The sequence below is a fragment of the Salegentibacter lacus genome (assembly GCF_020164555.1).
In the GTDB taxonomy this organism is placed as follows: domain Bacteria; phylum Bacteroidota; class Bacteroidia; order Flavobacteriales; family Flavobacteriaceae; genus Salegentibacter; species Salegentibacter lacus.
This window is the reverse complement of sequence record NZ_JAIQZB010000001.1, coordinates 153,946-179,903: the sequence shown is the minus strand read 5'-3', so window position 1 is coordinate 179,903 and position 25,958 is coordinate 153,946. Positions and strand designations below refer to the sequence as shown.

Sequence of the window (25,958 nt, the reverse complement as noted above, 5' to 3'; positions counted from 1 at the left end):
TGGAAGAATAACCAGAAAATATGTTATACTATTTATTTCAATATTTAGATGCAGAATACCAGGTGCCCGGGGCGCGCTTGTTTGAGTACATTTCCTTTAGATCGGCGATGGCTATAATCCTTTCTTTGGCTATTTCTACGATCTACGGAAAAAGAATAATTAATTATTTACAGGCAAAACAGGTTGGGGAAAGTGTACGAGATTTAGGACTTAGAGGACAAAGCGAAAAAGCGGGTACACCAACTATGGGCGGGGTTATTATAATCTTCGCCACGCTAATTCCTGTTTTACTCTTTGCAAAATTGGAAAATATTTATGTAATCCTGCTTATAGTAACCACTATTTGGATGGGAGCTATAGGTTTTATAGACGATTATATTAAAACATTTAAAAAGGATAAAGAAGGACTTCAGGGGAAATTTAAAGTCCTGGGCCAGGTTGGTTTGGGCCTTATTGTAGGTGGCACTTTGTTTTTTCATCCGGGAGTAACAGTGAAGGAAGAAACTAATGAGCCCGCTCCGGAGCAACAAGAACTTGTAGAAAGTTTTCAGAATATAAGGGAAATGGGGCCGGAAATGAAAACCACCACTACCACAATTCCTTTTGTAAAAAATAATGAATTCGATTACTCAAGTTTGATTAGTTGGATAGATCCTGCTTTAAAGAATTATGCCTGGTTGATTTTTATTCCAATCGTAATTTTTATTGTGACTGCGGTTTCGAATGGTGCCAATTTAACCGATGGAATTGACGGTCTCGCGGCTGGTTCTTCTGCAATTATTGTGCTTACACTGGGGATTTTTGCCTGGGTTTCGGGTAATATAATTTTTTCAGATTATCTCAATATTATGTACATCCCCCGATCGGGCGAGATGACGATTTTTATAAGTGCATTTGCGGGAGCTTTGGTCGGCTTTTTATGGTATAACACCTATCCGGCGCAGGTTTTTATGGGTGATACAGGTAGCTTAACAATCGGTGGAATTATTGCCGTACTCGCAATTGCCACCAGAAAAGAATTACTGATTCCTATTTTATGCGGAATCTTTTTAATGGAAAACCTATCGGTGGTTTTACAGGTTGGCTGGTTTAAGCTTACCAAGAGAAAATATGGCGAAGGCCGAAGAATTTTCCTGATGTCTCCTTTGCATCATCATTATCAGAAAAAAGGATATCACGAAAGTAAAATTGTAGTGCGCTTCTGGATTATTGGAATTTTCCTGGCCATTGTAACGATAATCACGCTAAAAGTAAGATAAGAAATAGTGAAAACAGAAAATCAAAATATTAATAATTCCGGTAAAAAACTGGTGATTCTTGGCGGCGGCGAAAGCGGTGCTGGAACGGCTATTTTAGGAGTTAAAGAAGGTTTTGATGTTTTTGTATCAGATAAAGGAAAGATCAAAGAAAAATATAAAGCGGTTTTTGAAGGATTGAAGATCGATTGGGAAGAGGAAACTCATACTGAAGCTAAAATTTTAGACGCTGATGTAGTGATGAAAAGTCCGGGAATTGCAGATTCGGTTGCCATTGTAAAGCAGCTGACAGAAAAAGGAATTCCGGTGATTTCAGAAATTGAATTTGCTGCCGCTTTTACTTCAGCAAAAATAATTGGAATTACGGGAAGCAACGGGAAAACCACCACCACGAAATTTGTGCACCACATCTTAAAAAATGCAGGTATAAATGTGGGAATGGCCGGGAATGTAGGCGACAGTTTTGCCAAACAGGTTGCTGAAACCAATCCCGACTGGTTTGTGCTTGAATTAAGCAGTTTTCAGTTAGATGGAATTAAAGATTTTAGGCCAGATATTTCGGTTTTAACCAATATCACACCCGATCATTTAGACCGCTACGAGTATAAACTCGAGAATTACGTTTTTTCAAAATTCAGGATTACCGAAAACCAGACTGAAGAAGATTTTTTCATCTATGATTTAGACGATGAAATTATCACAAAATGGTTAGAGAAAAATCCGGTAAAAGCACAACAATTACCGTTTTCGCTTCAGCAGAAAGTAGAAAATGGCTCATGTATAGAGAACCAAAATATTATTGTCAATATAAAAAACAACCAATTTAATATGCCAACAACAAAATTAGGTTTGCAGGGTAAACACAATACCAAGAATGCTATGGCTGCGGCCACTGTGTCGCAATTATTACGAATTAGGAAAGAAACTATTCGTGAGAGTATGGAGAGCTTTCAAGGGGTGGAGCACCGACTTGAAAAAGTACTGAAGATTAATAATGTGCAGTACATCAACGATTCTAAAGCAACCAATGTAAACGCTACTTTTTATGCTTTGGAAAGTATGGAAAGTGAAACTGTTTGGATTGTTGGAGGAGTAGACAAAGGAAATGTTTACGACGATCTGTTACCGCTGGTAAACGAGAAGGTAAAGGCTATAATTTGTCTTGGAGTAGACAACCAAAAACTGATGCAGAATTTTGGGAATTGTGTAGACACCATTGTAGAAACAGAATCTATGAAAGAGGCTGTAAGAATGGCCTACAGTCTTGCTGAAAGAGGAGATTCGGTATTGCTTTCTCCTGCCTGCGCAAGTTTTGATCTTTTTGAAAATTACGAAGATAGGGGCCGCCAGTTTAAAGATGCGGTTAGAGATCTTTAAATAGAAAGACTTGATTTAGTCAAGCTGAACTCGTTTCAGCTTCTAACACGTTTTTATTACTAGACCTTAGATCCTGAAGCAAGTTCAGGATAACGTTAAAAAAGTTAGTCAGACTAGAACGAATATTATTAAGAGTTAAATGAGCAACATTTTTTCAAATCTTAAAGGCGATAAGGTTATCTGGGCTACGGCTGCATTGCTGGCAATATTTTCATTTTTGCCGGTCTACAGCGCCAGTAGTAACCTTGCGTATTTATATGGTGATGGAAGCACTTTCCAGTACGTGGTGGTGCATTTCTTCCATTTGCTTTTAGGCTTTTGTTTGCTCTTTGCAGTACATAAAATTCCTTATCATTATTTCAGGGGGCTTTCCATTTTGTTTTTACCGGTTGTAATTGTGTTGTTAATTTATACAGTCGCCCAGGGAACAATGATAGACGGAGCTTACGCCAGTAGATGGATCCAAATTCCGGGCTTAGGGGTTTCGTTTCAGTCATCTACGTTGGCTTCGGTGGTTTTGATGATTTATGTGGCACGTTACCTCTCTAAAAAGACTAATGAAAACCTCACATTTAAAGAGTCAATTTTACCGCTTTGGCTGCCTGTAGGAGTAGTATTATCCTTAATTTTGCCGGCCAATTTCTCCACAACTGCCATCGTTTTTTCTATGGTGTTGGTATTGATGTTCTTAGGAGGATATCCAATAAAATATCTGGGAATTATTGTAGCAGCAGGTTTGATTTTGTTAACGATGTTCATCTTAACAGCAAAAGCTTTTCCGGGACTTTTACCCAATAGGGTAGATACCTGGGCAAGCCGGATTGAAAGTTTTTCTAATGACGAAGACACTGATGGTGATTATCAAATTGAAAAGGCTAAAATCGCTATTGCAACGGGTGGTGTTACCGGAACCGGAGTTGGAAAAAGTGTACAGAGAAATTTTTTACCACAATCCTCTTCAGATTTTATCTACGCGATAATTGTTGAAGAAATGGGGTTAATAGGTGCTTTTGGAGTAATGCTCGCATATTTACTATTGCTTTTCAGGATTGTGATCGTGGCGACCAAAGCCAATACAGTTTTTGGAAAACTCCTGGTTATGGGCGTTGGTTTACCTATAATTTTCCAGGCTTTGATAAATATGGGTGTTGCAGTAGAATTATTTCCGGTTACAGGACAAACTTTGCCTTTAATAAGTAGCGGAGGAACCTCTATTTGGATGACCTGTATGGCGCTGGGGATTATTTTAAGCGTAAGCGCTAAACGTGAGGAAATGAAAGAACGGGAAGAAGCAGAAAGGGAATTGGATAATGAAAATCCCCTGGATATTTTAAGCGAAGCGATCTAACCAGCCTGATGCTGGATGCAATTAAAAGCCTGTGATTAAGTTCCAAAATAGGAATTAAAATTTAAAGTGATGAAAAAGGATTTACGTGTAATATTATCTGGAGGCGGCACAGGCGGGCATATTTACCCGGCGATTGCTATTGCCAACGAGATAAAAGCGCGTTTTCCTGAAGCAGAAATATTGTTTGTTGGTGCCAGTGACAGGATGGAGATGGAGAAAGTGCCGCAGGCAGGTTACAAAATAGAAGGTCTTTGGATTAGTGGGATTCAGCGAAAGTTAACATTCGGCAATTTAATGTTCCCTTTTAAACTCTTAAGTAGTTTGGCTAAATCCAGGAGAATAATCAGGGATTTTAAGCCAGATGTGGTAATTGGCACCGGCGGATTTGCGAGCGGACCATTGCTAAAAGTAGCGAGTTCAAAAGGAATATCCAACCTTATCCAGGAACAGAATTCATTTCCCGGTATTACTAATAAGCTATTGGCAAAACAGGCTGATAAGATTTGTGCTGCTTACGAAGAAGTGAAACGATTTTTCCCTGCTGAAAAAACCATTATTACCGGCAATCCGGTAAGACAGGATTTATTGAAGATCGATGAGAACAGGGAGAAAGCCCTTGGGTATTTTGGACTGGAAAAGGACAAAAAAGTTGTGCTTGTTTTAGGTGGAAGCCTTGGCGCAAGAAGGATAAATCAATTGGTAGAAGCCAATTTAGAAAGATTTGAAGAAGAAAATATTCAGCTGATCTGGCAAACCGGAAAGCTGTATTTCGAAGAATATAAAAAATATAATTCAGGATTGGTGCAAACGCATTTATTCCTGAATGAAATGAACCTGGCTTACGGCGCTGCCGATGTGATTATTTCAAGGGCTGGGGCCGGTACGGTTTCAGAATTAAGTATTGTGGGAAAACCGGTGCTTTTTGTGCCTTCACCAAATGTTGCTGAAGACCATCAGGCAAAAAATGCAATGGCGGTAGTAAAGAAAAATGCCGCGATGATGCTGAAGGAAAATGAACTGGAACAAAAATTTGAAACGGAGTTTTTCACTTTAATGGCTTCCGAAGCAAAACAAAAAGTGCTTGGCGAAAATATTAAAAAACTGGCATTGCCAAACGCAACAGCCAGGATTGTAGATGAAGTAGAAAAATTGATTAAAAAATAAACAAATTAGATTCTGAAATAAATTCAGAATGAGGTGAGAAAATAGAATGCAGGATTTAAACCACATACAAAACATTTATTTTATCGGCGTTGGCGGTATTGGGATGAGTGCGCTAGCGCGTTACTTTAAATTCCAGGGAAAGACTGTGGCCGGTTATGATAAAACTTCAACTTCGCTTACCAGAACGCTGGAAGCCGAAGATATTGTGGTGGTTTATGATGAAAAAATGAATGTTGTTCCTGCTGAATTTACAAATAAAGAAAATACGTTGGTAGTTTATACACCTGCAGTTCCCGAGGCACACGAGCAGTTAGCTTATTTCAGAAATAATGAATTTACGCTGAAGAAAAGAGCTGCCGTTCTTGGTTTGATCTCGAAAGGAAAAACCACTTTGGCCGTAGCGGGAACTCACGGTAAAACTACAACCACCGCAATTTTAGGTCATTTACTTAAAGAGACCGGTGCAAAAGTCACCGGATTTTTAGGCGGAATTAGTGAGGATATTCAAAGTAATTTGATCCTGAAAGGCGACGAAGTTATTGTGGTTGAAGCCGATGAATTCGATAGATCTTTTCTCCATCTTGCGCCAAATATAGCGGCAATAACCTCGATGGATGCCGATCATTTGGATATTTACGGAAAGAAAGAAGAACTGGAAGACACTTTTAGGCAATTCGCTAAACTGGTTCCCGAAAATGGAACTTTATTCGTGAAAAATGGCTTGCCAACAGAGGGAATCACTTTTGGAATAGAAGACGATGCCGATTATTCGGCACAGAATATAAAGATTGAAAATGGCACGTATCATTTTGATCTTAAAACTCCCAATGGAGTTGTTGAAGATTTTATGTTTAATCTACCCGGCAAACACAATTTGCTAAATGCTATAACCGCCCTGGCAATGGCTATCCAATATGGATCCCCAATCCCCAGGCTAGCCAGGGCGTTATATAGTTTTAAAGGTGTGAAACGAAGATTTTCGTATAAAATTAAGTCAGATAAGCTGGTGCTTATAGATGATTATGCACATCACCCGGCTGAGATCGCTGCGGTAAACCAGGCGGTTAGAGAAATGCACCCCGGGAAGAAAGTATTGGCGGTATTTCAGCCACATTTATTCAGCAGGACCAGGGATTTTGTAGATGATTTTGCCGAAAGTCTGGCTTTGTTTGATGAATTGTTAATGTTGGATATCTATCCAGCTAGAGAGTTGCCCATTGAAGGAATAACTTCAAACTGGCTTCTTGAAAAAGTAAATAATAATTCAAAGAAATTAATTCAGAAAGAAAATATTATTGAAGAGATAAAAAGGTTAAATCCCGAAGTGGTGGTGCTTATGGGCGCCGGCAGTATTGGGGAAGAAGTGGAATCTATAAAAAATGCGCTGGAGGATGAAGCTTAAACTAAATTACATAAAACTGCCTATTTTGCTCATTTTAGTGGGATTTCTATTCGGTTTTGCCGAAAAACGGAATAATTCCCGAAAAGTGAGCGAGGTAAAAGTGCAATTTGTTACGGGTGAAAACCTGTATGTTACTGAGGAAGCGGTTAATAAGTTGTTGATACAAAATGATGTGGCCGCGGCTGGCATAGACAAAGAAATTTTAGATTTGAATAGGGTAGAAAGCCTTTTGAATAATCACGATATGATAGAAAATGCTGAAGCTTTTTTAAGTCTGGACGGGAAACTCCAAACTAAAATAAGTCAGCGTAAACCCATTGGCAGAATCGTGGGGAATTCTTCTTTTTATTTAGATAGAAATGGTCGCGCGATGCCGCTTTCACCGTATTATGCAGCACGAGTACCGTTAGTTTCAGGAATAGACTCCAGTAATGTAGAAAAGGCATATCCGTTAGTAGATTATATTCAGAAAGATGAATTCTTAACACGCCATATTACCGGTGTTAAGCGTTTGCCCGGAGATAAATTTGAATTAGAAATGAGAAAGCTTGACTTTAAGGTGTATTTCGGTAAAGCCGATAACATAGCCTTAAAGTTCAATAATTTTAAAGCATTTTATAAAAAAGCTTTACAAGACAAGAAATTAGAGACCTACAAAAAAGTGAATTTACAATTTGGAGATCAGGTTGTTTGCACTAAAAAGTAAATTATGGAACACAACGAGATAGCCGTAGGATTAGATATAGGTACCACAAAAATTGTGGCCATGATTGGACGTAAGAACGAATATGGAAAGGTGGAGATCGTAGGGATTGGAAAATCCAAAAGCCTAGGTGTTCATCGAGGGGTGGTAAATAATATTACTCAAACTATTCAGTCTATTCAACAGGCTATTCAGGAAGCAGAAGCAGATTCAGGATTAAAAATCAGCGATGTAGTGGTTGGAATTGCCGGCCAGCATATAAGAAGCCTTCAGCACAGCGACTATATCACCCGGACAAACCCTGAAGAGGTTATTGACGCCGATGATATTCACAGCCTTTGTAACCAGGTTCATAAATTGGTGATGTTGCCCGGCGAGGAAATTATTCACGTTTTACCACAGGAATTCAAGGTAGACGGCCAGGCAGAAATCAAGGAACCTATCGGGATGTACGGCGGAAGATTGGAAGCTAATTTCCACGTAGTGGTAGGCCAGGTTTCTTCCATTAGAAATATTGGAAGATGTGTGAAGAGCGCCGGGTTAGAACTTTCAGCAGTGACCTTAGAGCCATTGGCTTCGGCTAATGCAGTATTGAGCCAGGAAGAAAAAGAAGCCGGGGTTGCACTTATAGATATTGGTGGCGGTACTACCGATTTAGCCATTTTTAAAGACGGAATAATTAGGCATACCGCGGTAATTCCTTTTGGTGGAAATGTGATTACCGAAGACATCAAAGAAGGGTGTTCAATTATAGAAAAACAGGCCGAATTACTGAAAATTAAATTTGGTTCTGCCTGGCCCGGTGAAAATAAAGACAACGAAATTGTTTCTATTCCCGGTTTACGCGGAAGGGAACCTAAGGAAATTACCTTAAAGAACCTTTCAAAAATAATCCACGCCCGGGTTGTAGAAATTATTGAACAGGTTTACCTGGAAATTAAAAACTACGGGCACGAAGAACAGAAGAAGAAATTAATTGCCGGAATGGTTTTAACCGGAGGTGGCGCGCAGTTGAAGCATTTAAAACAACTTGCAGAATACATCACCGGAATGGATACCAGAATTGGATATCCGAACGAGCACCTGGCAGGAAATAACGATACCGAAACTACCAGTCCGGTTTATGCTACCGCGGTAGGTTTGGTAATGAATAGCCTGGAACATGGTGAAAAGAAGTTTCAGGAAGAAGTAGTGTTGAAAAGCAAAGAAGAGAGAGATAAAGAAGAGGCGGAGTTGCAGGAAGATTTTGAACAAAATCCCCCGGATGGTGATGATTTAAAACAAGATCCCGAAGCTCCCAAACGACAGCCTAAAAAGAGCATTTTTGATAAATGGGCTGAGAAGTTTAAAGATTTTTTAGATAACGCAGAGTAAAAGAGAGAACCAGTAAAACAGAATTTATGAGCAGTACAGAATTCGACAACATTGCATTCGACTTGCCAAAGAATCAATCGAACGTCATTAAAGTTATTGGTGTAGGTGGAGGAGGTAGCAACGCTATAAACCACATGTTCCAGTTAGGGATAAAAGGAGTAGATTTCGTGGTGTGCAATACCGATGCACAAGCCCTTGATAATAGTCCAGTTCCCAATAAAATACAGTTAGGAGTAAGCCTAACCGAAGGACTTGGCGCCGGAGCTAACCCATTAATCGGGGAGCAGGCAGCCGTAGAAAGTTTTGATGAAATTAAACAAATGCTTGATGTAAATACCAAAATGGTATTTATCACTGCAGGTATGGGAGGTGGTACCGGTACAGGTGCAGCTCCTGTGATCGCGAAACAGGCAAAAGATATGGATATCCTAACCGTTGGTATCGTGACCATTCCTTTTCAATTTGAAGGGAAAATGAGGAACGAGCAAGCCCAACTTGGGGTAGAAAAACTAAGAAGTCACGTAGATTCCTTAATCGTAATCAACAATAACAAACTTCGGGAGGTTTATGGAAACCTTGGTTTTAAAGCCGGTTTCTCTAAAGCCGATGAGGTCTTAGCTACCGCTTCCAGGGGTATTGCTGAAGTTATTACGCATCACTACACTCAAAACATTGACCTTAGAGATGCGAAAACCGTATTAAGCAATAGTGGAACGGCAATAATGGGATCTGCACAGGCTACTGGTGCTAGCAGGGCTCAGGATGCTATAAGCAAAGCCTTAGATTCTCCTTTATTAAACGATAATAAGATTACCGGTGCCCAAAACGTATTACTGCTAATCGTTTCGGGTGGTGAGGAAATTACTATTGATGAAATTGGTGAAATCAACGATCATATTCAGGCAGAAGCCGGTCACAGCGCCAATATTATTATGGGTGTCGGTGAAGATGAAGCTTTAGATGATGCAATTTCGGTAACAATTATCGCTACGGGGTTTAACGTAGAACAACAAAACGAAATTGTAAATACTGAAACCAAAAAGATTATCCATACCCTGGAGGATGACCAGAAAGCGGAGCAGAAATTAGATCCGAAGAAAAGAGGATTTTACCCGCAAATGAGCCAACAGAAAGAAGAGCAAAAACAAGAGGAAGAGCCAAAATCACAGGAACCCGACAATACCATTGTACATACTTTAGACGATAGTGTAGAGGAAGTAGATGAAGTTGGGAACATCCAGGTGAAGGAGGACGAACTGTACAAAACGCCAAAATCGGCGCGGGATATGGAAGTTTCTTATGAAGAAATAAATCCTGATGATTTTATTATCAATGATACTTCAGAAGAAATAAAATCTATGGAAGTGAATGAGCCAGAAGAGGTTCAGAATGATAATGAAGATCAAATAATGTTCACTTTCGATTTTCCTATAAATCAGGAGAAAAAAGAGGAGACTAAAAAAGAGCAACCTAAACCTAAGCAAGAACAGCCTAGAGCTCAACAACCAAGACAGGAGCAAAAGCAGGAAGTTAGACATCAGCTTGAAGAAGATGAGTCTAAAAACATTGAAGTAAATGAACCAGTGGAGATCGTTCCGGTGACTGAAAGTTCTACACGAGGTGTAAAACGTTACAGCCTGGACGATTATATGGAATTTGAGCAATCTTTAGATAGATCAAAGCCTCAGCCAAAGAAGAAAGAAGATCCAAAAGATGAAACCATCGCTTTTGAAAAGAAAACGGTAAAACCGGAACCTCAAAATCCTGAGAAAAAACAGGAAGAAACTGGGGATGAAGACCCGTTTAACAATCCTATTTCTGAAATTTTAATAGAGCGCGCTGCAGAGCGTAGGGCAAAAATGAAAGAGTTTAATTACAAGTTTAGAAGTAACGCTGCCCAAATAGATGAAATTGAGAAACAACCTGCCTACAAAAGACAGGGCGTAGATTTGGATAAGAATGAAAAAGGAGAAGGAAAATTATCTCGAACTACTTTAGGAAAGGACGATAATGATGATCTTCATTTTAGAAGAAATAACTCCTTTTTACATGATAATGTAGACTAACATCAATCTTTATTATATATTACTGTTCATAAAAAAAAGGTGCCTCGCAATGGGCACCTTTTTTGTTTTATAAAAGTCTTATTAAGCTTTTCTCTCTGTTTGAATATCTTCAGTATCTTTTCTTCTTTTTATAAGGGAAATCCCTGAAATAAAGAAAATAAACCCAATGATGGCCAGTGCCCAGGGACTTAACATAAGAGTAATACTTCCAAAAATTCCCAGAATCCCCATTACCAGTGCAATAGCACCGCCAACGGTTAAGATAATTCCTAAGATTTTAATCATAGCTAAAGTGTTTTGGTTAGGGAGATAAAGGTAGCCAAATGTTTGAAAATCATACTGTGATTAACATTTCGTAAAAAAATGAGCTTAATAGCTTTTTATAGGTTGAGGAATCCATTTTCTATTTCAGAAATTGCTTCAGTTTCATCTTCCCAACCTTTAATTTTCATCTTTAACATCTTTAAAATTTTAGTCCCAATAGATCATAAAATACTTGATTTTCGCATCGTCGGGAATTTGAGATGCTCTAATTTTGGAGTCGGTATCATACCTTAAATCTGAAGGTAATTCTTTTTTATCTATGGTGATGTAGGCGTTAATATCGTCTATAAAAACTACAGCTGCATTAAGCGTATTTTCAATTCTTGAAATATTATAATCTTCCATAATATCTTTAAAAGTACTCGCTGTACTCAAACCACTTTTAGTTTCATATCTCGGGTCCAACACACGGATATAACCAATAGTACTGGTAGAATCGAACTCCTGTAATGGCTCTAAAATCATTAAAGGTTTGCCGCCTTTTTCAAAAACTTTTATTTCACTGGTAGCCCGAAATTCTTCGGCACCACTTTTTTGTTTTACAAGAGAATCTTCCGAAAATAGAGAGTCTAACTGGTTAATTTTGATATCCCGGTTAACCGGGCCAACCTGGTTAGCAGTGATTAAAAAAGGATTGTCTTCGTCTTTTTGACAGGAGGTTAGACCTAAAGTTAAGCCTAGAATAAGTAGCAAAGATTTTTTCATTTTTTAGATTGAATATTGATGATATTTATTTTAATAATTTGTTGAGCACGCCCATTACGCCTCTAATAAAAGTAGCGCTGGTAAGCACTTTTATAATTGCTCCCTGTGTTTTTCCAGAGCTTCGGCTGCTATTTGTAGCGGTTTTTTTTCGTTCTAAAGTTTCAGCTTCAGCCTTTTCTTTGGCTTCTTTAGCCTCCGCTTCATCTATTTTTTTATTCAGAAGTTCATACGCGCTTTCACGATCAATTTCTTCGTTATATTTTGGTCTTAATTTAGATTGTAAAATAAGCTCTTCCAGTTCGGTATCGGTTAAGATATCCATCCTACTCATTGGTGCTCTTAGCATTGTGGCAGCGAGTGCAGAAGGTCTTCCTTTCTCGTCTAATGCCGAAACCAGTGCTTCTCCTATACCTAACGAGGTAAGCTGGTTTTTGGTATCGTAGTATTCCGAAATCGGATAATTTTCAGCCGATAATTTTATAGCTTTTCGATCTTTTGCAGTAAATGCTCGTAGCGCATGCTGAATTTTCAATCCCAGCTGACCTAGTACTTCGGAAGGAACATCGGTGGGGTTTTGGGTAACAAAATAAAGTCCCACACCTTTAGACCGAATTAATTTTACAATACTTTCTATTTGATCCAACAATGCTCCTGAAGCTTCCTTAAAAATAAGGTGGGCTTCGTCTATAAACAACACCAGTTTTGGTTTGTCGCTATCGCCTTCCTCGGGAAAAGTTGTATAAATCTCTGCCAGAAGGCTCAGCATAAAAGTTGAAAATAGTTTTGGTTTATCCTGAATATCGGTAAGCCGCATGATGTTTACATAGCCGTGGCCGTTTTCGTCTTTTCTGGTAAGATCGGTTACTTCAAAAGAGCGTTCCCCAAAAAATCGCTCTGCACCTTGTTGTTCGAGGGCTACAATTTTTCTTAAAATAGCCCCGGTGGAAGCGCTGGAAATTCTACCGTATTCATTCTCTATGGTTTCGCGGCCTTCATTGGTCACATACTGAAGCATCTTTTTAAGATCTTTAAGATCTAGCAATGGCAAATGATGGTCGTCGCAATATTTAAAAATAATGGCGAGAATTCCTTCCTGGGTTGGAGTGACATCTAAAATTCGGGATAAAAGAACAGGGCCGAATTCGCTAACTGTAGCCCTCAACCGAACGCCATTTTGTTCTGAAATAGTAAGGAATTCAACCGGCGATTTTGAGCTTTTAAAAGGAAAGCCAAGTTTTTTGTGCCGTTCATGTAGAAATTCTTCTCCGGCAGATGGCTTCGCGATCCCACTAAGGTCTCCTTTTACATCCATTAATAAAACGGGAACGCCTTTTTGCGAAAGATTTTCAGCTAAAATTTGTAGTGTTTTTGATTTTCCCGTTCCTGTAGCCCCGGCAATAAGTCCGTGGCGGTTCATTGTTTTCAACGGAATTTTAACCGCAGCATCGGCAAATGTTTCACCGTTTAGCATCGCCGCACCCAAATGAATATAATCACCTTTGGGTTGGTAGGCATTGCGAATATGTTCTACGAATTCCTGCGTTTTATCCAAGATTAAAATTTTCTTAAAAATAAGAATTGTTGGGAATAATCGGCGGTTTTAAGCCAATTTACTTTTTATGAAATAATTATTTAACGGGGTTTTCCAGAAGTTCAATGCTGCCCTTTGTAGCGTTTATCTTCGCTTTCAATCCGTTAGGAATCGTTATATTATCGTCTATATGGCCAATCATTGCTCCGGTAAAAGCCGGGATATGCAAAGGTTTTATATAATGATCTATTACTTCTTCCATAGTTAAGGATCCATATCCCGAGCCGCCGGGATTGCAGCTGGTACATTTTCCAAAAACAAATCCGCTAATTTTATCCAGTACTCCACCTAATTGCAACTGACTCATCATTCGGTCTACGGCATAAATTTGTTCACCTACATCTTCTAAATACAGGATATTGTCTTCCCAATCTGTTGGGAAATATTCTGACCCCATAATACCGGTAAGTACGGAGAGATTTCCGCCGATAAGTCGGCCGGTGGCTTCGCCGGGCTGAATAGTTCTAATGCGGTTTTCGATTTGTACCAGGTTATCGCCTTTATCGGTGGGATTGGTGAAAGTTATTTTCTCTTTATCGAATAACAAACGTTTAAAATGATCAAAACTGAAGGAATTCCAGGTTGAAACCGCTAAAGGACCGTGGTAAGTTACAAGTGCGGTTTTTTCGTAAATCGCTAAATGTAGCGCAGTGATATCGCTGTAACCGATGAAGATTTTTGGATTGTTTTTTATAGCTTCATAATCTAACTTATCCAGGATCCTTGCTGCACCTGATCCTCCCCGAAGCGCTATAACAGCCTGAATCGAATCGTCACGAAACATATTATTGAGTTCTTCGGCACGTTCTTCATCGGTTCCTGCCAGGTGTCCGTAGTTGCTTTTTACGAATTTGCCGAATTTCACTTTTAATCCCATTGCTTCAAGACTTTCTTTAGCAATTTCGTAAGGTTCGCTTTCAAAAATCGCGCTGGAAGGGCTTACAACTCCAACTGTATCGCCTTCTTTTAATCCCTGAGGAATTATAACCGAGCTATTTAAAGGACCAATTTTATCAATTTCAGTAAAATTAGCCAGCGGAAAAGCCAAACTTCCTATTCCTATATTTTGAATGAATTTTCTACGTTGCATTTGCGGTGATTTTGAAAAACTAAAGTTAGTAATTATCACGAATGTTGAGCAGCACTTTTTCCATTTCAGCCTTAAGAACTGCGGAAGGTACGGTGTAATTGCTATTCATAAAACTAAAAATGAGGATTTTTCCGTTTTTGGTTTTAAGGTATCCGCTAAGGCTGTGATTATTTTTTAAAGTTCCTGTTTTTGCAAAAACATAAGGTTCCTCTGCTTTGTAATAATTCTTTATAGTTCCCGAATGCCCGCCGGTTGGTAGCATTTCCAGTAATTCTTCCTGCGAAACTTCAGCTTTAATTTTCTGAAGTAGTCTCACCATACTTCGGGGGGTAAAAAGATTGTAGCGTGAAAGCCCCGAGCCGTCATACCACATAGGTTCATCGGGCAAATCTTTTAGATAGTTTTCCTTCATATAATCTATAGCGATATCAGATTTTAAAGTGTCTGACAATTTTCCCGCGGCCATAATCAGGATTTGTTCTGCTATAAAATTATCGCTTACTTTCAACATTTCTTTATAAACACTGTCGGCGGGAACACTATATTGCGTTTTATCAAGCTTCTTGTTTAATTCTGAATTCTGAATTAAGCTAACCGGTTTTTGCAGCGTGTCATTTAGAAGTTTTACGAGAATTTCCGAAGAAATTTTAAAAGGTACAGATTGTGAAAAATCTGATTGCTTTTTTTGATTGTTAAACTGAAATCGGTTACTGTTTATATCACGTATAATCCGGGCTGAAATTAAGCTGTCCTTAGAACTTGCCAGGGAATCTTTGAAAATTCGAGGTGAAACCACAGGAAACTCCTTATTTTTTTCAAAATCAAATCCTACCATATTGCCATAAATAGGAAAAGCAGTACGTTCAGCTGAATAGTATGCGTTATAATCGTCCCAGGCCCAACCGGGTCCCTGGTGCTTTTCAGTGTAGATTGGTGCTACATACGTCAAATGATTCTTGTTATTCTTTAGAAACTCAAAAACTGAGGAATTAGGTAAATTTTCATTTAGAAATGACGGGTCTCCTGTGGCTTTAAAGTAAAGGGTGTCATTTTCAATAAGATATTTAAGCGCAGGAATAGAATCGCCCAGAATTTTTAAGCCTGCATAGAAAGTAAAAAGTTTTGTGTTGGAGGCCGGTGTGAAGTATTTATTAGTGTTATGGCTGTAAAGAGTTTTGTTCTCTTCCGGGTCAATCACCATAAAACCCGCAAACCCTTGTTTAAAAACAGGAGATTCGGTAAAAATTTTATTTAAAGGCTTGCTTATGTTCCGGGTCGTTGAACATGAGCCAAACAAAATGAGCATTGAAATTAGGAAAAAATATTTTTTTGAGGAATTGTTCACGATTATAAAATTTTAAACAGGTTTAAGTATTTTTAAAAAATTAGCACAAAGTTAATTTAATTATCAAGAAGTTAATAAAAGTTTAATTTTTAAGTCAACAAATTTGCCTTGTTCTGGCGCTTTTCGGTATATTTAATTTATTATTCAGAAAACTTTAACACACAAAAGGAATGAGAAACAAATTAACGATTATGGCCTTGCTGGCATTTTTCCAGATTACTGGAATGTTTGCACAGCAACAGGAGGTGACCGGAACAGTCACCGTAGCCAGTGATGGAATGCCTTTACCGGGCGTAAATGTTTTGGTAAAGGGAACTAACGACGGTACTGTAACCGATATGGATGGTAATTATGCTATTGAGGTTGCTGAAGATGCAGTTTTAGTCTTTTCTTCCCTGGGCTTTGAAAGTCAGGAGCAAGCTATAGAAGGTCGTAGCGTGATTAATGTGGCTATGACCGAAGATATGGAGGGTCTTGATGAGGTAGTAGTAACTTCACTGGGAATAGAAAGAGAGAAAAAGGCATTAGGTTATGCCGTTCAGGAAATTCAGGGTGAAGATATCACTAAAACTAATCAGCCTAATATTGTAAATGCACTTCAGGGGCAAACTGCCGGGGTTCAAATTACTAATTCGGGTGGTGCACCAGGGCAAAGTGCGAGGATAATTATTCGAGGGGTAAACTCTTTAGACCCAAATGCCGATAACCAACCTTTATTTGTAATAGACGGTGTTCCGGTAGATAACTCTACCACAGAGAGTGGTAGTACGCCTCGTGGTTTATCTAACCGGGCTGCCGATATCAATCCAAATGATATTGAATCTATGAACGTTCTTAAAGGTGCGGCTGCAACAGCACTTTATGGGGTTAGGGCTGCAAATGGTGCAGTGATTATTACCACTAAAAAAGGTAAAGCCGGAGATGTTCGTATTAATGTGAACAGTACCATAGGCTTTGAAGAGGTAAATCAATATCCAGAAATTCAGGATGTTTATGGACAAGGATTTGGTGGCGTTTACGATCCTAATTCGTTTTGGCCAAACTGGGGTCCTTCTATAGATGAAATTAGAGAAATAGATCCCGATGCCGAAATTAATGATATATGGAGAGATGCAATGAGAACAGGAGTTCAAATAGATAACTCGTTTAATATTTCAGGGGGAAATGAGAAAGCAAATTTCTATGCTTCTATAAATAACCTGGATCAGGAAGGTATTATTCCTTTTAGTAATTGGGGAAGAACTTCAGCCAGATTAAATGGAGAATTGAAGTTTAGTGACCAACTTAAGGTAGCTGGTAATATGAACTATACTATTTCGGGAGGTAATCGTGTGCCGCATGATAGGTTTATGGAGCGTATGGTCTACAATTCTCCAATGCAGGATATCAACGATTATATAAATGAGGATGGTACTATGAAAACTGTTGGGGGCAATACCAATCCTATTTACGATGCCCGTTTTAGTACTTTTGAAGATGAAGTTAACCGTATAATCGGAAACCTTAAATTTACATATAGTCCGTTTGAATGGATGGATGTAAATTATCTAATTGGTACTGATTTTTATACAGATTCCCGAACAGAAATCACTCCCGGCCCGTTAGGTATTGAAGGTGAAGTTCCTTTGAGCTCGCAGGGATTTATTACTGAAACCCGAATAGATAGCAGGGATATAAACTCTAACCTCTTTATTACCTTAAAGAAGCAATGGGACGATAAGTGGAACACCACCTTGCGCGTTGGTAATGACGTTTTTGAACGTGACTACGAACGGGTTGATGCGACCGGAGAGAATTTCGTGATTCCTCAATTTTACGATCTAAGTTATGCCAGTCAGCTCTCAAATTCACAAGATAAACGTAAGAAAAGACTGGTAGGTTTATATGGAGATCTTATGGTAGATTATGACGATATGTTATTCCTTAATATCACCGGTAGAAACGACTGGACTTCAACTTTACCCCAAGGGAACAATTCCTTCTTTTATCCTTCAATTAACTTAGGTTTTATATTTACCGAAGCCTTTGAAATGCCAGAAGTGCTTTCTTTTGGAAAACTTAGAGCATCTTACGCTGAAGTAGGTAAGGATACAGATCCTTATAGAATAGGCCAAACCTATACTTCACCGGGTATTTTTCCTTTAGGAGGTGAAGTTGGTTTTACAAGATTTAGCCAATTTGGCGATCTTGGATTAAAACCAGAAAGAACTACTTCTATTGAATTTGGTACCGATCTTAGATTTTTTGGGAACCGTTTAGGAATAGACCTTACCTGGTATAAATCTAATAGTAAAGATCAAATTATTCCGGTACCGGTTTCTGAATCTTCAGGGTTCTCTACTTTCATCACTAACGCAGGGGAGATTGAAAACCAGGGTGTTGAATTTATTATTTCTGGTAATCCTGTTAGAACCGAAGATTTTACCTGGAATATAACTTTAAATGCGGCGTATAACCAAAATGAAGTGGTGAGCATTAGAGAAGGTATAGAGCAAATTCAGGTTGGAAGCCAGTTTGGATATGCCGGTAGTACCGTTACTATGCAACTTATAGAAGGAGAAGCTTATGGTAATATTTTTGGAAGCAGTTATGAGCGTTTTGGAGCCGATGAAAGCAATCTTTTCTTAAATGAAGATTTACCTATAGTAATTGGTGAAAATGGTTTTCCGGTTAGAAATGGAAATCAATTAATCTTAGGAAATACCACTCCTAAATGGATTGGAGGTTTAAAGAATGATTTCACTTATAAGAATTTTGATCTTTCTTTCCTTATTGATTTCAGAACCGGTTTAGAACAATATAGCCAATACGATAACTTCTTTTCTGCATTTGGTATAGCTGAATATACTTTAGATAGAAATGAAACTCGCGTTTTTGATGGTGTCCTTGCCGATGGGTCTCCCAATACTCAGGAAGTTTGGTTAGGCCAGGGAGAAGGGCCCGATGGTAGGGATTACGGAGCAGGTTTCTATAGAAATCACTATCGTTCTGTGAGTGAAAATTTTGTGCACGATGCTTCTTTTATCAAGCTTCGTAACATTTCACTGGGTTATAACTTTGGTGAAAATTTATTAAGCTCCGTTTCATTCCTTGAAAGTGCGAGAGTTTCAGTAGCGGCTAATAATATCATCCTTTATACACCCTGGGATGGCTTTGATCCTGAATCTTTTAGTGCCGGTGCCGGTGGTAATGCTACTGGCTTTACAGGACTTGGATATCCGGGCGTGCAAAGCTTGTTTTTCACACTTAACTTAGGTTTATAAAAAATATTGAATATGAAAATTTTAAGAAAAACATATAGTTTTATAGCAATCGCAGGGCTGTTTCTCACTTTTACGGCCTGTGACGATTACCTTGATATAAATGAGAATCCGAACAACCCTACAACTGCTCCCTTAAGCGGATTGATGGTTAATTCTACATTTGAAACAGCTCAAAATACATTTAGAATTGGCAGTACAACTTCTTATTATGTACAATATTTAGCTTCTCCAAACCAAGCAAGTGCTTCAGATGTTATGGATGACCTAAGTTTCAACACCACCTGGTCTTCTTTGTATAATGTTATGACAGATCTCAATGATATGATCTTAGAAGCTAACGAAACTGGAGCTTCTCATTACGAAGGTGCCGGCCAGGTATTAATGGCTTTAAATTTAGCGATGGCCGTAGATGCTTTTGGAGATGTGCCATTTAGTCAAAGTTTTAATTTTGAAACCATCACTCCTTCTTATGACGATGATGCGGCTTTGTACGACAGGGTTTTTGAATTGCTCAACAACGGGATAGCTAATCTTTCACAAGAAACAGATTTGCCAATTGGATCGGATGATTTTATTTATAACGGAGATGCAGACCAATGGATTAAATTTGCAAATATGCTTAAAGCGCGTTATGCAAATCACTTAAGTAAAACCGATCAATATAATCCTGCTGAAATTTTAGCAGCGATAGATGCCGGTTTTGAGAGTAATGAAGATAACGCTGAGGTTGAGTATTTTGAAGAAGAATTCAATCCTTGGGCTAATGTGGCTATTAATAATGAAAACCTAATCCTGGGCGGATGGATTTCTGAACAGTTTGTAGAAGCAACTGATGGGACTACCTTTGGGGTAGAAGACCCACGTTTGCCTTATATGATTGGTACTACTGACGATGGAGAGTATGTGGGTGTTCCAAATGGTGAAGGCCGCGGTAGTGCAGCCGAATCGGGTGAACGTTCTACACTGGTCCCGGGAGATTTCTATACTTCAGAACAGTCTCCGGTTTTAATCGCAACCTATGCTGAACAAAAATTTATTGAAGCTGAAGCTGCTTTTGAAATAGATATATCACGTTCTTATAATGCTTATCGTGAAGGAATAAGGGCGCACATGAGAATGCTGGGAGTTGAACAAGCAGAAATAGATGCGTATGTAAATAGCTCAGCGGTTAGTGTAGGAGAGGATAATTTCACTATAGATAATATCTTCAAAGAAAAATGGATTGTGATGTTCTTGCATCCTGAAGCTTGGGTAGATGCCAGAAGACACGATTATGATTATGAAAATTTTGATCTTCCCGCAAATCTTAATCCAGATCTTAATGGCCAGTTTATTAGAAGATTGCGTTATCCCGATTCAGAAATTGGAAGAAATGGAAGCAATGTTCCAGACGTGACCTTATTAGATAGAATTTTTTGGGATGAATAAGTCCTTATATCAGTAACAATTTAAATCTCCCGGCCGGCCCGGGAGATTTTGGTTTTAAATACTTTTAAAATGAGATATATAACTATAATTTTCACCCTTTTTCTATTCAGTTGTAAAAGTGCAGATGTTGCTGAAAGAATTATTGATCGTCCAATTATTTTTAATGAAGAGCGGGAAGAACTTAGCCTGGAATATTTAAAAGAACGCTATAATTTGGAACAATCTTCCCCTGATATTAATCCGAAAATGATTGTATTGCACTGGACGGCTATACCAGATTTAGAAAGCTCCTTTCGTGCTTTTAACTCAGTAAAATTACCGGGTGCAAGAGAAGATATTCAAGAAGCCGGTGCCTTAAATGTTTCGGCTCATTTTCTGGTAGATCGCGATGGGACTATTTATCGCTTAATGCCAGAAACAACGATGGCAAGACACGTAATTGGATTAAACCACGCCGCGATTGGAGTGGAAAACGTTGGTGGCGCCAAAGAAACCACGCTTACTGAAGCTCAAATTAGAGCCAATATCGAATTAGTGAAATATTTGAGTGAAAAATACGATATTGAATATTTATTAGGGCATTATGAATATCCGCAGTTTGAGGGGCATCAATTATGGCTTGAAAAAGACGACGGCTACCGCACCCAAAAGACTGATCCCGGAAAAGAATTTATGCAAAAAGTCCGGGAAAAAACTAAAAGCCTTAATTTTAAAACGGTACCAAAAATCAATAAAAAATGAATTTCAAAAATATAAGTTTTCTCTTCTTTTTATTCGGTTTTCTTACTGTTTCAATTAGCTCAGCGCAGGAAAAAGAAATTTATAAGGAGTTGTATAATTCCTATGAAGATTTTAAAGAAAAATCTATTGAAAAACGCCGATTTACACAGGCTGAAATTCAACCTTTAATAGACGAGCTTAAGAAGAAAGAGAATTTTGAGGTTGCAAAAGTTGGTGAGTCTATTGAGGGTAGACCGCTTCATTTAATTTCGGTTGGTTCAGGTGAGGTAGATGTTTTTCTTTGGTCGCAAATGCACGGCGATGAATCTACGGCAACAATGGCTATTTTTGATATTCTTAATTTCCTGGATTCCGAAGAATTTTCAGAAGAAAAAGAAGAAATGCTGAAGAACGTAAAACTTCACTTTTTACCAATGCTGAACCCAGATGGCGCGCAGCGTTTTCAGCGCAGGAATTTACTGGGAGTAGATATTAATCGCGATGCCTTGCGTTTACAGTCGCCGGAAAGTAAAACTTTAAAAAAGGTTCGAGATAGTCTCGATGCTGATTTTGGTTTCAACCTGCACGATCAAAGCACCTATTACAATGCCGAAAGAACTCCAAAACCGGCAACTATTTCTTATCTGGCTCCGGCATTTAATTATGAAAAATCTATAAACAATGTTCGTGGCGCAGCAATGCAGGTAATTGTACAAATGAATGAAATTCTCCAGGAATACGCCCCCGGTCAGGTTGGGCGGTATAACGACGATTTTGAGCCGCGTGCCTTTGGAGATAATATCCAGAAATGGGGTACCAGTACTGTTTTAATTGAATCTGGTGGTTATGCTAACGATCCCGAAAAACAGGAAATTAGAAAATTGAATTTCGTTTCCATTCTTGCCGCTGTTTTCTCTATTGCCGACGGGGATTATAAAAATGCTGATATATCTAAATATGAAGAAATCCCGAATAACGACAGGAAGCTTTTCGATTTAAAGCTTACAGGGCTTACTTATGAATTATTGGGAGAAGAATATATTTTAGACTTAGGGATTAATCAGCGAGAAATTCAGGACGAAAGCCTGGATTATTTTTATGATGCCTATATCGCAGATAGGGGAGATCTTTCTACGTTTTACGGATATGAAGAACTGGATGCTTCCGGATTTAGCTTAGTTGAAGGCAAAATCTATCCCGAAACTTTCCAGAACTTAGCTGAACTTCAGCAGGAAAATATTTCAGAAATACTTCAAGAAGGTTATGCTTATGTAGCTTTAGAAGAATTACCCGAAGAAGATTTTACAGAATCACCCATTAATATCGTTTCTGAAGACTTCGAAATTTCGGGAAATTTGCAGCCACATTTCTTTCTCCAAAAAGACGGGAAATTGGTTTATGCTGTGATTAACGGATTTTTAATAGATCTTTCCGAAGAAAATTTCAGTGTAGAAAATGCGCTTATTTTAGATTAAAAAGGAATTCAGCCTGAAGCACAGCTTAAAAATAAGAGATTACGTATCTTTGCAGGCTATGATTACAGAAGAGACAAAGGCATTGGTAGACGATGGGATAATGCTTCCGCTAATGGAAGAATTTTATACCATCCAGGGAGAAGGATTTCATAAAGGAACGGCCGCTTATTTTATTAGAATTGGAGGCTGCGATGTAGGATGCCATTGGTGTGATGTGAAAGAAAGTTGGGATCCATCAATCCATCCACCAACGCATATTGGTGAAATTGTGGAAAAAGCGGTGGCTAGCAGTAAAACCATTGTAATTACGGGTGGAGAGCCTTTAACCTGGGATATGACCAGACTTACAGGTGCGCTTAAAGATAAAGGTTGCGATATTCATATTGAAACTTCCGGAGCCTATAAATTAACCGGGCAATGGGATTGGATTTGTTTATCACCCAAGAAAATAAAATTGCCTACTGAAGAAATTTATCCGCTGGCCCACGAGCTTAAAGTGATTATTTTCAATAAACACGATTTTAAGTTTGCTGAAGAACAGGCTGAAAAAGTTAGCGAAAACTGTATTTTATATTTGCAACCGGAATGGAGCAATAGAGATAAAATGATGCCGCTAATTGTAGATTTTGTGATGAAAAACCCAAAGTGGAAGGTTTCACTTCAAACTCATAAATATCTTAATATTCCATAAAAAAACGGCTGTTTGTAATTCAAACAGCCGTTTTTGATAATAATTCTAATTTATGCTTATCCTGCGGGTGAGAAAGGCACTTTTATATATTTGTCGGCCCAACCCATTAATAGGTTTGCACCTGCTTCATCTTCTTTCTGCTCTATAGCCATTGAAAAATTTTCGATTTTTTTACTTGAATTTCTAACAGGAACTGTTATTCTTACATAATCCTCCTCGTCTGTATATTCATAAGCTCCCCAGGTATGAGTAGATTGGTTTAGAATAACGGTCCATTCTTTTTCGTCTGGAATTGTATAAAGGCTGTAAGTACCCGCTTTTACAACTTCACCACCAATTTCCATGTCTTTGTAAAAAGTGATTTCGGTAGCTTCATTAGCACCGGTTCTCCAAACTTCTCCATAAGGAACCAGTTTTCCGAAGATTTCCCGATCTCGAGTTTGAGGACGACTGTAAATTACCCGCATAACAACTGCGTCTCCCTGGTCACGATGTATAATCATGTCCATAGGACTGGTATCTAACTTTGGAAAATTTGGTTCGTTGTTTTTTTCTGTTTCCTGGGCCAGTACATCCTGGAACCCTAGAAATCCTATTAAACATAGCGTAGTTAAAAGTATTTTCTTCATTGTGTTTGATTTTTAAGGTTAAAGATAGTTTACTGTTATTTCTTAAGGTGTTAAAGATTTATTTAGTTGCTGTTAAAATATTGAATTTTTACAGATGTAAAGTTTGTAAGCAATTCCGGGAATATTTGCTTACTTATGAATTTTAATTTTCCACAATTCATTTTCAAATTATATCAATTTTCGATTTTGTGTTTATAAAATGTAAGCTATGGCGCATATTTGTATGGAATTAATAGAGCAAATGTTATGTGTGGAATTTTAGCAGTAATCGGAAAACGATTATCAGAAGAAAAGATCGGCGGGCTATCAAAAAGAATGTCGCACCGCGGTCCAGACCAAAGTGATGTACATGTAACCGAAGAAGGTTATGTATTAAGTCACGAAAGATTGTCTATTGTAGATCTTGAAACTGGAAAACAACCTATCCAGGGAACTTCAACTGCCTGGATGATTCACAACGGGGAAATATATAACCACCAGGCTTTGCGAAATAATGAATTAAAAGATCATTCTTTTAGAACTACAGGAGATTCAGAAGTAATTGTTCATTTATATGAAGAGTTCGGAGTGGATTTTCTTGATAAATTAGACGGAGTATTTTCTTTCGTAGTGGTAGATGGTAAAGATTTTATTGCGGCGAGAGATCCAATTGGGGTGAAACCGCTTTATTACGGAACAGATGATGAAGGTTCTATCTGGTTTTCCAGTGAAATGAAAACTTTAGTAGATCAATGCAGCAGCTTTGCAGCTTTTCCTCCGGGACATTATTACACCCCGGAAACCGGTTTTGTTGAATATTATACGCCAGATTGGTTCGATTATAAAAAGGCAACGCAAAAATTAGATCTTTCAAAAATAAGAGAAAGCTTAATTGAAGCAACGCGTAAAAGATTAATGGCCGATGTTCCTCTGGGAGTTTTATTAAGTGGAGGTTTAGACTCATCTTTAACATCTTCTATCGCCGCAAGGTTGATGAAAGATAGCGGGCAAAAACTGCATTCTTTCTCTATAGGTTTAGATGAAACCGCTCCCGATTTAGTTGCGGCAAGAAAAGTTGCCAAGTTCCTTGGGACCGAGCATTCTGAATTTCATTTTACCGTAGAGGAAGGAATCGATATTCTTAAAAAACTGGTATGGCATTTAGAAACTTACGATGTAACTTCTATAAGAGCCAGCACACCAATGTATTTCCTTTCTAAAGGAATTAAAGAAAAAGGTGTAAAAGTAGTTTTAAGTGGGGAAGGAGCCGATGAGATCTTTGGAGGTTATCTTTACTTTAAAAACGCACCTACTGCTGATGATTTTCAGAAAGAAACCATTAGAAGAGTGCAAAGACTTGCAACTGCCGATTGCCTTAGAGCAGATAAATCTACAATGGCCCACGGACTTGAAGCTAGGGTGCCGTTTTTAGATAAGGCGTTCTTAAAAACAGCAATGGAAACTGAAGCTGTTCATAAACTACCAAAAACTTATGATGGGGTAGAAAAATATATTCTAAGAAAAGCTTTTGATACGCCAGAGCAGCCATTTTTACCAGATGAGGTGTTATGGAGACAAAAAGAACAATTTAGTGATGGTGTAGGTTATAGCTGGATAGATGAGCTTATTGCTCACGCTTCAGCGAGGGTTTCTGATGAGCAAATGGCTATGGCAGCAGAGAAGTATCCTTACAATACTCCCGCTACTAAGGAAGCTTATTTCTATAGAGAAATATTCCAAAGTCATTTCCCACAGGAAAACGCTGCGAAAACAGTGAAAAGATGGATACCTAAATGGCAGGAAGATCTTGATCCAAGTGGAAGAGCAAACACTTCTCACCTGGCAACTAACGCTAAAAAACAACTCGAAGAATTAGCCCAAATATAGAGTAAACAATCGTGTGGTTTGTTATGTCCGAAATGCAGCATTAAATTTGCTGTATTTTGGGCTTTTTTTTACACAAATTGTTAATAACTTAAAGCTGTTGAAGGGCTTGCAAGCTTAATTAAAATATGCGTTTTGTTATAT

20 protein-coding genes are annotated in these 25,958 nt (G+C 38.4%); 14 read left to right on the top strand and 6 right to left on the bottom strand.

The genetic code is table 11. From position 1 onward, the window contains the following. Window positions 1-20 precede the first annotated feature (20 nt). From mraY to ftsZ, 8 genes are all read left to right on the top strand, one after another. Window positions 21-1,259, top strand: coding sequence for a phospho-N-acetylmuramoyl-pentapeptide-transferase (gene mraY / locus LB465_RS00820; protein WP_224465986.1), 1,239 nt, complete (start codon window positions 21-23; stop codon window positions 1,257-1,259). Window positions 1,260-1,265: 6 nt separating this feature from the next. Continuing rightward, window positions 1,266-2,633, top strand: a complete 1,368-nt coding sequence (gene murD, locus LB465_RS00815) for a UDP-N-acetylmuramoyl-L-alanine--D-glutamate ligase (RefSeq protein WP_224465984.1) — start codon at window positions 1,266-1,268, stop codon at window positions 2,631-2,633. Window positions 2,634-2,772: 139 nt separating this feature from the next. After that, entirely contained in the window at window positions 2,773-3,981 is a 1,209-nt protein-coding gene (locus tag LB465_RS00810; RefSeq protein ID WP_224465983.1) for an FtsW/RodA/SpoVE family cell cycle protein, read from the top strand. A gap of 69 nt (window positions 3,982-4,050) precedes the next feature. Continuing rightward, window positions 4,051-5,145 carry an undecaprenyldiphospho-muramoylpentapeptide beta-N-acetylglucosaminyltransferase gene (gene murG, locus LB465_RS00805; protein WP_224465982.1) on the top strand — a complete coding sequence of 365 codons (1,095 nt, stop codon included), beginning with the start codon at window positions 4,051-4,053 and terminating at the stop codon, window positions 5,143-5,145. A 46-nt stretch (window positions 5,146-5,191) separates the two neighbouring features. Then, the gene (gene murC, locus LB465_RS00800) at window positions 5,192-6,547 is read left to right on the top strand and encodes a UDP-N-acetylmuramate--L-alanine ligase (RefSeq protein WP_224465980.1); all 1,356 of its coding nucleotides are present in this window, start codon (window positions 5,192-5,194) and stop codon (window positions 6,545-6,547) included. Further along, window positions 6,537-7,253, top strand: coding sequence for a cell division protein FtsQ/DivIB (locus tag LB465_RS00795; protein ID WP_224465979.1), 717 nt, complete (start codon window positions 6,537-6,539; stop codon window positions 7,251-7,253). Before murC ends, LB465_RS00795 begins: the two co-directional genes overlap by 11 nt. Window positions 7,254-7,256: 3 nt before the next feature. Further along, window positions 7,257-8,624 carry a cell division protein FtsA gene (gene ftsA / locus LB465_RS00790; protein ID WP_224465977.1) on the top strand — a complete coding sequence of 456 codons (1,368 nt, stop codon included), beginning with the start codon at window positions 7,257-7,259 and terminating at the stop codon, window positions 8,622-8,624. Between the two features lie 26 nt (window positions 8,625-8,650). Further along, the gene (ftsZ, locus tag LB465_RS00785) at window positions 8,651-10,690 is read left to right on the top strand and encodes a cell division protein FtsZ (protein WP_224465976.1); all 2,040 of its coding nucleotides are present in this window, start codon (window positions 8,651-8,653) and stop codon (window positions 10,688-10,690) included. 81 nt (window positions 10,691-10,771) lie between these two features. Here ftsZ and LB465_RS00780 read toward each other — a convergent pair whose 3' ends face one another. From LB465_RS00780 to dacB, 5 genes are all read right to left on the bottom strand, one after another. Then, window positions 10,772-10,975 (bottom strand): hypothetical protein, encoded by a 204-nt coding sequence (locus LB465_RS00780; protein WP_224465974.1) that lies wholly within the window; start codon window positions 10,973-10,975, stop codon window positions 10,772-10,774. A gap of 186 nt (window positions 10,976-11,161) precedes the next feature. Continuing rightward, on the bottom strand, window positions 11,162-11,719 hold the full coding sequence (locus LB465_RS00775; RefSeq protein WP_224465972.1) for a hypothetical protein: 558 nt from the start codon (window positions 11,717-11,719) through the stop codon (window positions 11,162-11,164). 25 nt (window positions 11,720-11,744) lie between these two features. Continuing rightward, the gene (locus LB465_RS00770) at window positions 11,745-13,271 is read right to left on the bottom strand and encodes a helicase HerA-like domain-containing protein (RefSeq protein ID WP_224465970.1); all 1,527 of its coding nucleotides are present in this window, start codon (window positions 13,269-13,271) and stop codon (window positions 11,745-11,747) included. A 76-nt stretch (window positions 13,272-13,347) separates the two neighbouring features. Then, entirely contained in the window at window positions 13,348-14,400 is a 1,053-nt protein-coding gene (locus tag LB465_RS00765; protein WP_224465968.1) for a S66 peptidase family protein, read from the bottom strand. 25 nt (window positions 14,401-14,425) lie between these two features. Then, on the bottom strand, window positions 14,426-15,745 hold the full coding sequence (dacB, locus tag LB465_RS00760) for a D-alanyl-D-alanine carboxypeptidase/D-alanyl-D-alanine endopeptidase (protein ID WP_224465966.1): 1,320 nt from the start codon (window positions 15,743-15,745) through the stop codon (window positions 14,426-14,428). A gap of 170 nt (window positions 15,746-15,915) precedes the next feature. Here dacB and LB465_RS00755 point away from each other — a divergent pair, with 170 nt between their 5' ends. From LB465_RS00755 to LB465_RS00735, 5 genes are all read left to right on the top strand, one after another. Further along, window positions 15,916-19,008 (top strand): SusC/RagA family TonB-linked outer membrane protein, encoded by a 3,093-nt coding sequence (locus LB465_RS00755; protein WP_224465964.1) that lies wholly within the window; start codon window positions 15,916-15,918, stop codon window positions 19,006-19,008. Between the two features lie 12 nt (window positions 19,009-19,020). Next, window positions 19,021-20,436, top strand: coding sequence for a SusD/RagB family nutrient-binding outer membrane lipoprotein (locus LB465_RS00750; RefSeq protein ID WP_224465962.1), 1,416 nt, complete (start codon window positions 19,021-19,023; stop codon window positions 20,434-20,436). 69 nt (window positions 20,437-20,505) lie between these two features. After that, on the top strand, window positions 20,506-21,177 hold the full coding sequence (locus LB465_RS00745; protein ID WP_224465960.1) for an N-acetylmuramoyl-L-alanine amidase: 672 nt from the start codon (window positions 20,506-20,508) through the stop codon (window positions 21,175-21,177). Continuing rightward, the gene (locus tag LB465_RS00740; RefSeq protein WP_224465959.1) at window positions 21,174-22,631 is read left to right on the top strand and encodes a M14 family metallopeptidase; all 1,458 of its coding nucleotides are present in this window, start codon (window positions 21,174-21,176) and stop codon (window positions 22,629-22,631) included. Before LB465_RS00745 ends, LB465_RS00740 begins: the two co-directional genes overlap by 4 nt. Window positions 22,632-22,689: 58 nt before the next feature. Beyond that, window positions 22,690-23,322 (top strand): 7-carboxy-7-deazaguanine synthase QueE, encoded by a 633-nt coding sequence (locus LB465_RS00735; RefSeq protein ID WP_224465957.1) that lies wholly within the window; start codon window positions 22,690-22,692, stop codon window positions 23,320-23,322. 56 nt (window positions 23,323-23,378) lie between these two features. Here the strand turns inward: LB465_RS00735 and LB465_RS00730 are convergent, their stop codons facing one another. Beyond that, a complete protein-coding gene (locus tag LB465_RS00730) occupies window positions 23,379-23,951 on the bottom strand; it encodes a DUF2911 domain-containing protein (RefSeq protein ID WP_224465956.1) in 573 nt (190 codons plus the stop codon). Between the two features lie 246 nt (window positions 23,952-24,197). On the opposite strand from LB465_RS00730, the gene asnB reads away from it, so the two are divergent. Continuing rightward, complete coding sequence (asnB, locus tag LB465_RS00725; protein ID WP_224465954.1) at window positions 24,198-25,817, top strand: asparagine synthase B; 1,620 nt, start codon at window positions 24,198-24,200, stop codon at window positions 25,815-25,817. The last annotated feature ends 141 nt before the right edge of the window (window positions 25,818-25,958 follow it).